Source organism: uncultured Martelella sp. (assembly GCF_963677965.2).
Taxonomy (GTDB): Bacteria; Pseudomonadota; Alphaproteobacteria; order Rhizobiales; family Rhizobiaceae; genus Martelella; species Martelella mangrovi.
The window spans coordinates 2,664,973-2,677,682 of record NZ_CAXXFM010000001.1 but is presented as its reverse complement, the minus strand read 5'-3'; the positions used below and the strand labels follow the sequence as shown (position 1 = coordinate 2,677,682).

The following is a 12,710-nucleotide window of genomic DNA, read 5'->3' as shown; positions in this document are numbered from 1 at the left end:
GTTATGGAACTCGACAGAAGGCTTCATGCCTTTCGACCGGATCTGGCCGATGCAAGACTTTCCGGCATGGTGCATGCAGATCATTTCGCCGTGCCGGAACCCGCGCAGATCATCGTTCCCGTCGCCCCGCTCCGTCCGCAACCGTCTGAGGCTGCGGTGATCGACAGCCAGCTGCTCTTCGGAGAAGGCGTCGATATTTTCGAGCGCAAGTCCGGCTGGGCCTGGGTCCAGTCGCATTTCGACGGTTATGTCGGCTACATGCCGGAGGCAATGCTGGCGGAAGGCGAGCGCCAGGCCTCGCATTTCATCGCGGTTCCACGAACCTTTCTCTACCCGGAACCCGACGTCAGGGCGGGACCGGTCTGCGCCCTTTCCATGGGCTGCCGACTGACCTTTGTCGATGAGGTGGAGATGCGCGGCAGCCGGTTCTATCTCTGCTCGGATGGCACGGCCGTGTTTGCCGATCATTGCTTTCCGCTTGACCGGCCATTTGAACGCGACCCGGTCAAGACGGCGCTGCGGTTTCTGGAAACGCCCTATCTGTGGGGCGGACGTTCGGGCTTCGGCCTTGACTGCTCGGCTCTGGTGCAGATTGCAATGATGATGGCCGGGCGGGCGGTACCGCGCGATTCCGACATGCAGGAACTGATGGATGGAGAGCCGGTATCACGCCGCGCCCTGAAACGCGGTGATCTGGTCTTCTGGAAAGGCCATGTCGGCATGATGGAAGACGGCAAGACGCTGGTGCACGCCAATGGCGCGGCCATGCGGGTGACCCGCGAAAGCCTTGACCATGCCATCACCCGCATTGCTCCGGTCTATGGCAACCCGACATCTTATCTGCGGCCCGAGAAGGGCTAAACGCTCTCTCGCAATATACTGAACGTAAAAACGCCGCCCCGATGAGGCGGCGTTTTCACTCATGCCTTGCAGTGCACGCAATTACTTGCGGGCGCTGAGCGGCACGACCGAACCTTTTTCGTCGGTGGCTTCCGGCTCGTTGACCACGCCTTCTTCGTAGGCGCGGCCATAGAAGGTGTCGAGCAGGACCTGACGGATTTCCGAGATCAGCGGGTAGCGCGGGTTGGCGCCGGTGCACTGGTCGTCGAAGGCCTTTTCGGCAACTTCATCGAGATGATCGAGGAAGTCGGCTTCGCCGACGCCGGCCGCCTGGATCGATTCGGGGATATCGCAGGCCTTGTTGAGGCTTTCGATCCACTTGACCAGGTTTTCAACCGACTGTTCGTCGCTCTTGCCGCCAAGGTCGAGATGGCGGGCAATCTCGGCGTAGCGGCACAGCGCCTTCGGCCGGTCATACTGGCTGAAGGTTGCCTGCTTGGTCGGATTGTCGACCGCGTTGTAGCGGACCACATTGGCCAGAAGCAGGGCATTCGACAGGCCGTGCGGCAGATGGAACTGCGCGCCGATCTTGTGCGCCATCGAGTGGCAGACACCGAGGAAGGCGTTGGCAAAGGCCATGCCGGCAATCGTTGCCGCATTGTGAACCTGCTCGCGGGCCTTCGGATCGGCAGCACCGTTCTTGTAGGCCGAAGGCAGATATTCCTTCAGCAGCTTCAGGGCCTGCAGCGCCTGACCGTCCGAATACTCGTTCGCCATGATCGAGACGTAGGCCTCGAGTGCGTGGGTCACGGCATCGATACCGCCATGGGCCGTCAGCGACTTCGGCATGTTCATGACCAGATCGGCATCGACGATGGCCATGGTCGGCGTCAGTTCGTAGTCGGCGATCGGATACTTCACGCCGGTCTTCTCGTCGGTGACGACGGCAAACGGGGTGACTTCCGAACCGGTGCCCGAAGTGGTGGGCACGGCCACGAACTTGGCCTTCACGCCGAGTTTCGGGAAGTGATAGATGCGCTTGCGGATATCCATGAAGCGCAGCGCCAGATCGGCAAACTCGACTTCCGGATGCTCATACATCACCCACATGATCTTGGCTGCGTCCATCGGCGAACCGCCACCCTGGGCCAGGATGATGTCCGGTTCGAACGAACGGGCCAGTTCCCAGCCCTTGCGGACAACGGCCAGCGTCGGGTCGGCCTGAACGTCAAAGAAGGTCTCGACCTCCATGCCGAGGTTCTTCAGCACCCGGACCGTATCGTTGACATAGCCGTTTTCGAACAGGAAGCGGTCGGTGACGATCAGGCAACGCTTGTGGCCCTTCAGTTCTTCAAGCGCGAAGGGAAGCGAACCGCGACGGAAATAGATCGACGGGGGAAGCTTGTGCCACAGCATGTTTTCTGCCCTCTTGGCGACCGTTTTCTTGTTGATGAGGTGCTGCGGACCGACATTTTCCGAGATCGAGTTACCGCCCCACGAACCGCAGCCAAGCGTCAGCGACGGCGCCAGGCGGAAGTTGTAGAGGTCGCCGATACCGCCCTGCGAGGCGGGCGTATTGACGAGAACGCGGGCCGTCTTCATCCGTTCGCCGAAGGTGGTGACGCGTTCGGGCTGCAGGTCCTGATCGGTGTAGAGAACCGAGGTGTGACCGATACCGCCGAGCGCCACCAGTTCCGATGCGATGCGGCTGGCGTGATCGAAGTTCTTCGCCTTGTACATGGCCAGCGTCGGCGACAGCTTTTCATGGGCGAAGATTTCTTCCTCGCCGGTGCTTTCGACTTCGGCAATCAGCACCTTGGTGCGCGGCGGCACCTCGATGCCGGCCATGGCGGCGATCTTTTCAGCCGACTGACCGACGATGCTTGCATTCAGTCCGCCGTTTTCCTTCATGATGACGCTGCGGACAGCACCGGCCTCATTGCCCGACAGCACATAACCGCCATGACTAATGAAGCGTTCGCGCACGGCATTATAGACCTTGTCGACGGCAATCACCGACTGTTCCGATGCGCAGATGACGCCGTTGTCGAAAGTCTTCGACATCAGGATCGAGGCAACGGCACGCTTGATATCGGCATATTCGTCGATCACGGCCGGCGTGTTGCCGGCGCCGACGCCGATGGCGGGCTTGCCCGACGAATAGGCCGCCTTGACCATGCCGGGGCCGCCGGTGGCGAGGATCAGGTTGATGTCCGGGTGGTGCATCAGCGCGTTCGAAAGCTCGACCGAGGGTTCATCGATCCAGCTGACGATGTCCTTCGGCGCGCCGGCCTTGACGGCGGCTTCCAGCACAACGCGGGCAGCCTCGCAGGTCGAACGCTTGGCGCGTGGATGCGGCGAGAAGATCACCCCGTTGCGGGTCTTCAGGCTGATCAGCGCCTTGAAGATGGCCGTCGAGGTCGGGTTGGTGGTGGGGACGATGGCGCAAATCAGACCGACAGGCTCGGCAACGGTGAAGATGCCGTATTCCGGCTCCTCCGAGAGGATGCCGCAGGTCTTGTCGTCCTTGTATTTGTTGTAGATGTATTCCGAGGCGAAGTGGTTTTTGACAACCTTGTCTTCCATGACGCCCATTCCGGTTTCCTCATGCGCCATACGGGCAAGGGGAATACGGGCGTCGGCCGCGGCAAGTGCGGCGGAACGGAAAATGAAGTCGACCTGTTCCTGAGTATAGGTCGCAAACTTCTGCTGCGCTGCCTTCGTCCGGGCAACAAGCTGGTCAAGTTCGGTCGTGCTGATGGCCGGCATGGGACTACTCCTGCGCTTTAGCCGAACCGGAAAATGGCCCGGCAATTGCTTAAAAACTGGCGAATATTGGCGGCCGATCTTGGGCTCGGCCTGCCGGCGCGCCTTATCCTTGAAATGCTTCTTTTGTTTTTACCGGCCACTGGCCACAAGAAGCTTGGGAAATCTGTCCGGATAAGGGCCGTCCGTTCTCGCCACGATGTGTGTTTAGGTCGGTTTAAATCGTTTTGTATTGATCGTGATCAAAGAAGCGAAGCTTTTGCGGAAGCGCATGGCCGGATGTGCAAAAGCGCCACAACACCGCCTTCTTCGGGGCGGCTTTCCGGCACCGGCGAAGGGGCATGACAAAGGATACGATGACGGCCGCAATATTGAAACCGCCTTCGGCAGATTCTTGCCGGAGACGGTCTCAAAGGCGTCAATGCGCGGGGTTGAAGCGTTTCAGGCGCAGCGCGTTGGACAGCACGAAGACACTGGAAAGCCCCATGGCGCCCGCCGCCAGCATCGGCGACAGCAGCGTGCCGTTGACGGGAAAGAGAATACCCGCCGCCACCGGAATGAGCACGGCATTATAGGCAAAGGCCCAGAACAGGTTCTGCGCGATATTGCGCATCACCGCACGCGACAGCGAAATCGCGCTGACAACGCCGGACAGTTCGCCCGACATCAACACGACATCGGCGGTTTCAATCGCAATATCGGTGCCCGTACCGATGGCAATGCCGGTATCGGCAGCGGCCAGTGCCGGGGCATCATTGATGCCGTCGCCGGCAAAGGCGATGGCGCCGTGCCCGGCCTTCAGCTTTTCAAGCGCTTCGACCTTTCCATCCGGCAGCACATCGGCAACCACGGTATCGATACCCACCTCACGGGCAATGCTTTCTGCGGTCTTCCGGTTGTCGCCGGAGATCATCGCCGTTTTCAGCCCGGCGGCATGAAGCGCTGCGATCGCGGCCTTCGCCGAGGGTTTGACCGGATCGGCGACGCCGATGACACCGGCAGCCTTGCCATCGACCGCGACGAAAAGCAGGGACCGGGCATTTTCGGCAAGCCTCTCGGCATCGCCGTCCAGCGCCTGCGTGTCGACGCCTTCCCGCTCCATGAAACGGCGTGCGCCAACGTTCACCTTGCTGCCATTGACCGTTGCCGATACGCCAAAACCGGGCACGGCGGAAAAGTCAGCCGTTTTTGCAATGTCCAGCCCCTCGTCCTTCACCGTTGTCAGAACGGCTTCGGCAAGCGGATGTTCGGAGCCCTGCTCGACGGCGGCGGCAAGGCCAAGGACCGTGTTTCTCTCAAAGCCATCGGCGGTGACAACATCGGTGACGACGGGGCGTCCTTCCGTCAGCGTGCCGGTCTTGTCGAAGGCGACGATCTTCGTGTCCTTCAGCGTCTGCAGCGCCTCGCCGTTTCTGAACAGCACCCCGATTTCGGCCGCCCTGCCGGTTCCGACCATGATCGAGGTCGGCGTGGCGAGCCCCATGGCGCAGGGGCAGGCGATGATCATCACCGCAACCGCATTGACCAGCGCGAAGGAGAGCGCCGGCGACGGACCGAACACCATCCAGATGACAAAGGTGATGGCAGCGGCCAGCAGAACCGCAGGCACGAACCACGCCGTGACCTTGTCCACCAGCGCCTGCACCGGCAGTTTCGCCCCTTGCGCGTTCTCGACCATCTTGACGATGCGCGCCAGAACCGTATCGGCGCCGATGGCGCTGGCCTTGAACGTGAATGTGCCGGTCTTGTTGATCGTGCCGCCGGTCACCGCATCATCGGTAGACTTGGCGACGGGAACCGGCTCGCCGGAGATCATCGATTCGTCGACATAGGATGTGCCGGAAACAACAACACCATCGACGGCGACTTTTTCGCCCGGACGGACGACGACGACATCGCCGAGCTTCAGCTCTTCAATCGGCACATCGACCTGTTCGCCGTCACGTTCGACACGAGCGGTTTTCGGCTGCAGGCCGAGAAGATGGGTGATGGCAGCCGATGTGCGCCCCTTGGCCTTGGCTTCCAGAAACCGGCCCAGCAGAATGAGGGTGATGATAACGGCGGAGCTTTCGAAATAGACCTGTGCGGCCCCTTCCGGGAAAATCTGCGGCAGGAAGGTCGCGAAGGTCGAATAGCCCCATGCCGCCGTTGAGCCCAGCATCACCAGCGCATTCATATCCGGCGACAACCGGCGGAAGGACGCTATGCCGTGCCGGTAGAACCGCCGGCCGGGGCCGAACTGAACGATCGTTGCCAGCACGAAGTAAAACACATGCAGGGGATAGACGCCGACAGCCGAGGTGAGTGCAGACCCGAAGGCCGGAATAAAGTGCGACCCCATTTCCAGAATGAAAAGCGGCAGGGTGAAGACGAAAGCCGTCAGCAGGTCGCGCTTCAGCGCCGCCCGCTCCTTCTCGCGCGCGTCTTCCTGCGTGGACACCGCACCGGTTTCCGCGCCCAGACGGCGCGGCTCATAGCCGGCCTTTTCAATCGCCGCTTCCACCGTCGAAAGCGTCGTTGCCTTGTCCACCGCGACGGTCGCCTGCTCGGTGGCCAGGTTGACCTTTGCCTCCAGAACGCCCGGCACGCGTGAAAGCGCCCGCTCGACACTGGCAACGCAGGAGGCACAGGTCATGCCGCCAACGCCGATCTTGATGGTTTCAAGCGGAACGCCGTAGCCCGCCTTTTCAATCGCGGCGACGACATTGGCTTTCGCCTTGCGATCGGCCAGCGCCACATCGGCGGTTTCCGTCGCCAGATTGACGGAGACGGTGTCGACACCGTCAAGCTTGCGGACAACCCGCTCGACGCTTGAAACGCAGGAAGCGCAGGTCATGCCGGAAACCGGCAGCACAAGATGCTGCGCCTTCCCTGCCGTTGCGGGCTTTTTTGTAACCGTCTGTTCCATTGCGCATTCCTTTTTCTTCAACCCGCCGGGTTCCATTCAGCCGGCGCCGGCGCGCTTCCCGCCTGCATCTACCCGAGCTTGTTTGGATGACGCATGAGGAAAGAGGGTACCGCTCCGATTGCCCTGCGACATCGTAACCGACACCTCAGACTGCTGACGCACGTGCCCATCCTACGGACGTCATCCTCGGCCTCGTGCCGAGGATCTAACCACGTTTGCGCATACGCGGAGCTTCCGCTTTGCACCGGACTTGCATTATTTCGCTGTTCCAACCGAAACGCCTGTCGTGGCGAGAGGTGCTTGGATGCCCGGGACAGGCCCGAGTTGACGAATGAGAGTGAAGCAACCTTCGTCAGCGAGCTGCGACATCGTAACCGACATCTTCAATCGCCTCGACGGCGCTTTCGCGGGTCGCGGGCGCAGCAAGGGCGAACGAGGCGGCATTGTTGTCGAGGCTCACTTCGATTTCGGAAATACCGTCGATATCACCCAGCGCCTTTTCAACCTTGTCGACGCATTTGCTGCAGCCCATGCCCTCGATTTTCAGCGTGATTTTCTCAGCCATCATCTTGCTCCTTGCTGTTGATGACGCGAAAATGGGGCTTCCAGTGGCTGGAAGGTCAAGACCTTTGTTTATTTTCCAGGACTGTGCCGCTTGTCAGAGGCGCAAGGACCTGTCTTTGCTGAGCGCATTCAACGGATTTCAAAGGAGAAGAACATGGACTTTCATCTCTGGCTCGCCTTCGTGACGGCATCGACAGCGCTCCTTCTCATTCCCGGCCCCACTGTTCTTTTGGTGCTGAGTTATGCGCTCAGTCAGGGGCGGCGGGTCGCACTTGCCACCGTTGCCGGCGTCGCGCTCGGCGATTTCATTGCCATGACGGCTTCGCTTGCCGGCCTCGGCGCGCTGGTTCTGACGTCGGCAAAACTGTTTATCGTGCTGAAATGGATCGGCGCGGCCTATCTCGTCTATCTCGGCATCAGGCTTTTCAAAAGCGCCGGGTCCAGCGAAAACATCGCATCCACCACGCCGGCCCCGCTTGTCGCGCGCAAGATTTTCTTTCATTCCATGACCGTGACGGCGCTGAATCCGAAATCGATTGCCTTCTTCATCGCTTTCGTACCGCAGTTCATTGTGCCGCAAGCGCCGCTTGTCCCTCAGTTTTCAACGCTTGTTGTCACATTTGTCGGGCTGGCCGCCGTCAATGCACTGGCCTATGCCCTGATGGCAGACCGGTTGCGGACAAAGCTAAGTTCGTCCACGGTCACCGCGTTCCTGCCCCGGCTGGGCGGCAGTGCGCTGATTGCGATGGGGCTTGCAACGGCCACGCTGAAACGGACAACGTCCTGAAAACTGGGAAGCCTGATGATACCGGATGCAGAAAAAGTGCTCATCTACGCACGACGGGGCAGCAGGGTGCTCGTCTTCGATGAGCCGGACTTTCCGGAGGCTCCGCTTCAGGTTCCCGGCGGGACGCTGGAGCATGCAGAAATCCCGATCGAGGCGGCAAAACGGGAATTTCACGAGGAGACCGGACTACATCTGAATGAAGGCTGGTCGGCGCTTGGCAACATTGACTACAGCTTCAGAAAAAACGGCGCGCTGCTGTGCCACCGGCGCCATATATTCACTGTTCCCATGCCGGAGGATGCGCCTGAGAACTGGTTTCACACAGAGGAACACGCCTCTGACGGCGGCGGGCCTATCCGCTTCCGGCTGTTTTTCCTTGATTGGAAAGACGCGGCCGGAAACATTGGACTTGGCATGGAAATGCCGCTTTCGTGGCCCGCCTTGACAGCATTTTTCACCTGAAGCGACAGCCCGGCAACAGATTGTCTTTCGCGCCAAGATTGACGTCCGGCAAATGCGGCGTTATCTAGCTTTTCCCTGTGGTGATTTGGCCGGCCGGCTTGCAGCCACGTAAAACAACTCGCTAAAGGGCCGATGCGAGCGGAAAATTCCTGCCCCATCCGGACCGGTAGCGTGTTGAAGGCGGCCGGTTTTTGTTCGGGATTGGAATGAACATGCCTATCAAGATTCCAGATACGCTGCCTGCCTTCGAGACGCTGATTTCCGAAGGCGTGCGGGTCAAGACGGAAACGGTTGCGGAACGGCAGGATATCCGCCCGCTGCATTTCGGGCTGCTCAACCTCATGCCGAACAAGATCAAGACCGAGCTGCAATTCGCGCGGCTTCTGGGCGCCTCCCCGCTGCAAATCGAGCTTTCGCTGGTGCGCGTCGGCGGCCACAAGGCCAAGAACACGCCGATCGAGCATCTCCTGTCCTTTTACAAGACCTGGGACGAGGTGGCAGAACGCAAGTTCGACGGTTTCATCATCACCGGCGCGCCGGTTGAGACGTTGCCCTTCGAGGACGTCACCTATTGGGACGAAATGAAGGAAATTCTCGACTGGACCACCACCAATTGCCACTCGACGATGAATATCTGCTGGGGCGCGATGGCCGCTGCATGGCATTTTCACGGCGTACCGAAGCGGCTTCTCGACAAGAAGGCCTTCGGCATATTCCGCCATCGCAATCTGAAGCCCGCGTCGATCTATCTCAACGGTTTTTCCGATGATTTCCAGCTTCCTGTTTCACGCTGGACGGAGGTGCGCCGCGCCGATCTGGAAAACGTGCCGGGCATCGAAATCCTGATGCATTCCGATGAAGTCGGGCCGTGTCTGGCTTATGAGAGCTTTGCCAACCGGCTCTACATGTTCAATCACATCGAATATGATTCCGGTTCGCTCGGTGACGAATACAGGCGCGATGTCGACACCAATGTGCCGATCGAGCTGCCGTTCAACTATTTCCCGGCAGACGATCCGAACCGGGCGCCGCTCAATCGCTGGCGCTCGCATGCCCATCTCCTGTTCGGCAACTGGATCAACGAGGTTTACCAGACCACGCCCTACTCTCTGGAAGAAATCGGCAAAGAGCGCGCGGGCGCTTGAAGGTCCGGACATTCCGGCGCAATATCCGCGCTGCAATGCAACATTTTAAATGTGGAGGATAAAAACAATGAGCGCGCCACAACCGGAAACCTTCGGCCAGACCAGCGACGGCAAGACTGTCAGCCGTGTCACGATTTCAGGTGGCGGGCTGACCGCGAAGATCATCAACTGGGGCGCGGTGGTTCAGGACCTGCGTCTTGAAGGCCATGACCATTCCCTGGTTCTGGGGTTTGAGAATTTCGATCACTACCCGGCCTTCTCTCCCTATTTCGGGGCTACGCCGGGGCGCTCCTCCAACCGCATCGCAAACGGCCGCTTTACCATCGACGGGACGGAATATCAGGTCGACTGCAACGAAAACGGCATCACCAACCTGCATGGCGGCAGAGACGGCATCGGCGTCAGCATGTGGGAATTCGAAGAGATTGCCGAAAACCGGGTGACGCTGAAGATCGTCGATCCGGACGGTCGCGGCGGCTTTCCGGGAAACACCACCATCCGCGCCCATTTTCATCTCAAGCCACGCGGCGTTTTCTCGATCGTCTACGAAACCACGACCGACAAGCCGACGGTCGCCAATATCTGCAATCACACCTATTTCAACCTCGGCAACGGCACGGATACGCTCGAACACACGATGATGATCATGGCTGATCATTATCTGCCGACGGACGAACGGCAGATCCCGACCGGCGAGATCAGGTCCGTTGCCAGCACACCCTTCGACTTCCGCAAGCCACACCCGCTCAAGCGCGAGGACGAAAATGGCCGGCAGGTTCTGTTCGATCACAATTTCTGTCTGTCGCCCGAGCGCACGGAAAAACGTCCCGTCATCAGCGCCTATGCCCCCTCCTCGCATGTCACCATGGATGTGTTGACCACGGAGCCGGGGGTTCAGCTTTACACCGCCTCGAAACTCGACGAAACGCCGGAAGGGCTGAACGGCTTTCCCTATGGTCCGTTCGCCGGCTTCTGCCTGGAAACACAGGTCTGGCCGGATGCGGTCAATCAGCAGGGCTTTCCCAATGCGATCCTGCGGCCCGGCAAGACCTTGCGCCAGGAAACGGATTACGTTTTCCACAAGGGCTGAAGACGCGACGGCCCGGCCTTTTGGCTGGCGGCGGGAGGCAGCATAGTGTTCGTTCTGTCAAAGCTGTTCTGGCTGGTGTTCCAGCCGCTGGCCTTTGCCTTCCTGTCGGTCGTGGCGGCGCTTTTCTGCCTGCTCATTGCACAAAGCGGCGCGGCGGCGGTGTTTTCCGGCCTCGCCGCGCTGACGCTTGGCATAACCTGTTTCACCAATCTCGGCATGGTTTTGCTGGCCGATCTTGAAACCCGTTTCGCCCGGCCGGATCTTTCCGAACCGCCCGCCTGCGCCATCGTGCTCGGCGGCGGCATCAATACCGGGGCCTCGGCCCGCCGCAGCACGTATGTATTCACCCGCGCGGCCGATCGGTACATCGAAGCACTCCGCCTTGCCCGACTTTATCCGGATATGAAAATTCTGGTCACCGGCGGCGATAACGCGCTGACCGGCGCCAGATATGGTGAAGCAGAACCGGCCGCCCGGCTGTTTGCCGATCACGGCATCGCCTCAGCCCGCCTGCTCTATGAGCCGGATGCCCGCAACACCGCGGAAAATGCCGCCAATACGGCAGCCCTGATGGCAAGACAGGCAATGGAAGGGCCGTGCCTGCTGGTGACATCGGCCTACCACATGCCGCGTTCCGTTGCGCTGTTTGAGAAAACGGGCATGCGCGTCACGCCCTGGCCTGCCGACTACCGGACGGATGGAAAGCTCCGCTTTTCCGCAAGTTTCGACCGGCCGATGACCAATGCCGCCATGCTTTCCACGGCGCTGCGCGAATGGGCCGGCCTCGTCACGGCGCGACTGCGCGGCCACACGGCACAGCTTTCGCCCCGCCAGAACGGATAGCTCAGGCAAATTGCCTGACGGTCCTCAAATTTCAGGATTTCTTCGGGCGCAGCCGGACAACCACATCGATATGGGCGACTTCCATCCCCTCCGGCGGCGTTGGCAGACCATTCAGGGAAATACCGTCCGCCGGCATGTCGACGACATGGTTTTCACCCTCGATAAAGAAATGGTGATGATCGGAGGTGTTGGTGTCGAAATAGGTCTTTGCGCCCTCGACGGCCAGAACCCGGATCATGCCGGCATGGGTGAACTGATGCAGCGTATTGTAGACAGTGGCAAGGGAAACCGGCACGCCGGCTTCCTGGGCCTCGCCATGCAGTTCCTCGACGGTCACATGACGATCACCCTTGGCGAAAAGCAGATCGGCCAAAGCCACGCGCTGACGCGTCGGCCGAAGACCGCTTGCACGAAGCTTTTCTTCTGATACACGATTTCTCGGTGTCATATCCACTTTCAGGGCTTCATCTAACAAAATGCAAATATAGCTCCGTATAACGGTATTGAGAATCGCTTTCAATAGGGCAAGGGCTTGCAGCGTTTGAAATTAAACTGCAAATACCCGGCTAAAACACGTTTCACTCTGGTCGCGGAAGTCAGCTTCCTGTATGGCCACGGTGAAGAGAATAACAATTGAGTTGCGGGATTTCCGGCCAACGACATATCGGCGCATTGCTGCAACAGGGATACGCCCCTATCTTGAGCCCGGTACCGAAAACCCCTCGAGGAACGAAGGGAAGCAGAGTTTTAATGAGCACAAGACAATCGCATTTCGATTACGAGGATATCATCAAGTGCGCCGAAGGTGAACTTTTCGGCCCCGGCAATGCGCAGCTTCCGATGCCGCCAATGCTGATGTTCAACCGCATCACCGAAATTTCGGAGGACGGCGGCGCCAACGGCAAGGGCCATGCCCGTGCCGAGTTTGACATCACACCCGACCTCTGGTTTTTCGATTGCCACTTCAAGGGCGATCCCGTGATGCCGGGATGCCTGGGTCTTGATGCGCTGTGGCAGCTCACCGGATTTTATCTCGGCTGGCTTGGCGAGCCCGGCAAGGGCCGCGCGATTTCCACCGGCGAGGTGAAGTTTTCAGGCATGGTCACGCCGAAAAACAAGCTTGTCGAATATGGCGTCGACTTCAAGCGCGTCATGCGCGGCCGTCTGGTCCTCGGCATTGCCGATGGCTGGGTGAAGGCCGATGGCGAAGTAATCTACAAGGCCTCCGATCTCAGGGTCGGCCTGTTCCAGGAACAGTAAGCCGCAATGCGCGGTTACGCCGGTCGCCCGGTGAATGCGGAGGAG

The 12,710-nt window shown here is 59.8% G+C and carries 12 protein-coding genes and 1 riboswitch; of the genes, 8 read left to right on the top strand and 4 right to left on the bottom strand.

Annotated features, from left to right (window positions below; genetic code table 11):
* The first annotated feature begins 3 nt into the window (after positions 1–3).
* Positions 4–861, top strand: coding sequence for an NlpC/P60 family protein (locus ACHZCU_RS12525; protein WP_394706113.1), 858 nt, complete (start codon positions 4–6; stop codon positions 859–861).
* An 81-nt stretch (positions 862–942) separates the two neighbouring features.
* Here ACHZCU_RS12525 and adhE read toward each other — a convergent pair whose 3' ends face one another.
* Positions 943–3,609, bottom strand: coding sequence for a bifunctional acetaldehyde-CoA/alcohol dehydrogenase (gene adhE, locus ACHZCU_RS12520; protein ID WP_319519032.1), 2,667 nt, complete (start codon positions 3,607–3,609; stop codon positions 943–945).
* 33 nt (positions 3,610–3,642) lie between these two features.
* Here adhE and ACHZCU_RS12515 point away from each other — a divergent pair, with 33 nt between their 5' ends.
* Positions 3,643–3,951 (top strand): hypothetical protein, encoded by a 309-nt coding sequence (locus ACHZCU_RS12515; RefSeq protein WP_319519031.1) that lies wholly within the window; start codon positions 3,643–3,645, stop codon positions 3,949–3,951.
* Positions 3,952–4,024: 73 nt separating this feature from the next.
* Here ACHZCU_RS12515 and ACHZCU_RS12510 read toward each other — a convergent pair whose 3' ends face one another.
* Positions 4,025–6,514 (bottom strand): heavy metal translocating P-type ATPase, encoded by a 2,490-nt coding sequence (locus ACHZCU_RS12510; protein ID WP_319519030.1) that lies wholly within the window; start codon positions 6,512–6,514, stop codon positions 4,025–4,027.
* A gap of 352 nt (positions 6,515–6,866) precedes the next feature.
* Entirely contained in the window at positions 6,867–7,079 is a 213-nt protein-coding gene (locus ACHZCU_RS12505; protein ID WP_319519029.1) for a copper ion binding protein, read from the bottom strand.
* A 153-nt stretch (positions 7,080–7,232) separates the two neighbouring features.
* Between ACHZCU_RS12505 and ACHZCU_RS12500 the strand changes: the two genes are divergently transcribed.
* The 5 genes from ACHZCU_RS12500 to ACHZCU_RS12480 all read left to right on the top strand — a co-directional run bounded on the left by ACHZCU_RS12500 (position 7,233) and on the right by ACHZCU_RS12480 (position 11,405).
* Entirely contained in the window at positions 7,233–7,865 is a 633-nt protein-coding gene (locus ACHZCU_RS12500; RefSeq protein WP_319519028.1) for a LysE family translocator, read from the top strand.
* A gap of 15 nt (positions 7,866–7,880) precedes the next feature.
* Positions 7,881–8,327 (top strand): NUDIX domain-containing protein, encoded by a 447-nt coding sequence (locus tag ACHZCU_RS12495; RefSeq protein ID WP_319519027.1) that lies wholly within the window; start codon positions 7,881–7,883, stop codon positions 8,325–8,327.
* A 67-nt stretch (positions 8,328–8,394) separates the two neighbouring features.
* Positions 8,395–8,472, top strand: a riboswitch (SAM riboswitch).
* Between the two features lie 67 nt (positions 8,473–8,539).
* Positions 8,540–9,472 (top strand): homoserine O-succinyltransferase, encoded by a 933-nt coding sequence (metA, locus tag ACHZCU_RS12490; protein WP_319519026.1) that lies wholly within the window; start codon positions 8,540–8,542, stop codon positions 9,470–9,472.
* Positions 9,473–9,539: 67 nt separating this feature from the next.
* Complete coding sequence (locus ACHZCU_RS12485) at positions 9,540–10,562, top strand: aldose epimerase family protein (protein ID WP_319519025.1); 1,023 nt, start codon at positions 9,540–9,542, stop codon at positions 10,560–10,562.
* A 45-nt stretch (positions 10,563–10,607) separates the two neighbouring features.
* On the top strand, positions 10,608–11,405 hold the full coding sequence (locus ACHZCU_RS12480; RefSeq protein ID WP_319519024.1) for a YdcF family protein: 798 nt from the start codon (positions 10,608–10,610) through the stop codon (positions 11,403–11,405).
* A gap of 31 nt (positions 11,406–11,436) precedes the next feature.
* Here ACHZCU_RS12480 and irrA read toward each other — a convergent pair whose 3' ends face one another.
* Positions 11,437–11,853, bottom strand: coding sequence for an iron response transcriptional regulator IrrA (gene irrA / locus ACHZCU_RS12475; RefSeq protein ID WP_319519023.1), 417 nt, complete (start codon positions 11,851–11,853; stop codon positions 11,437–11,439).
* Positions 11,854–12,155: 302 nt separating this feature from the next.
* Between irrA and fabA the strand changes: the two genes are divergently transcribed.
* On the top strand, positions 12,156–12,665 hold the full coding sequence (fabA, locus tag ACHZCU_RS12470) for a 3-hydroxyacyl-[acyl-carrier-protein] dehydratase FabA (RefSeq protein WP_106302784.1): 510 nt from the start codon (positions 12,156–12,158) through the stop codon (positions 12,663–12,665).
* The last annotated feature ends 45 nt before the right edge of the window (positions 12,666–12,710 follow it).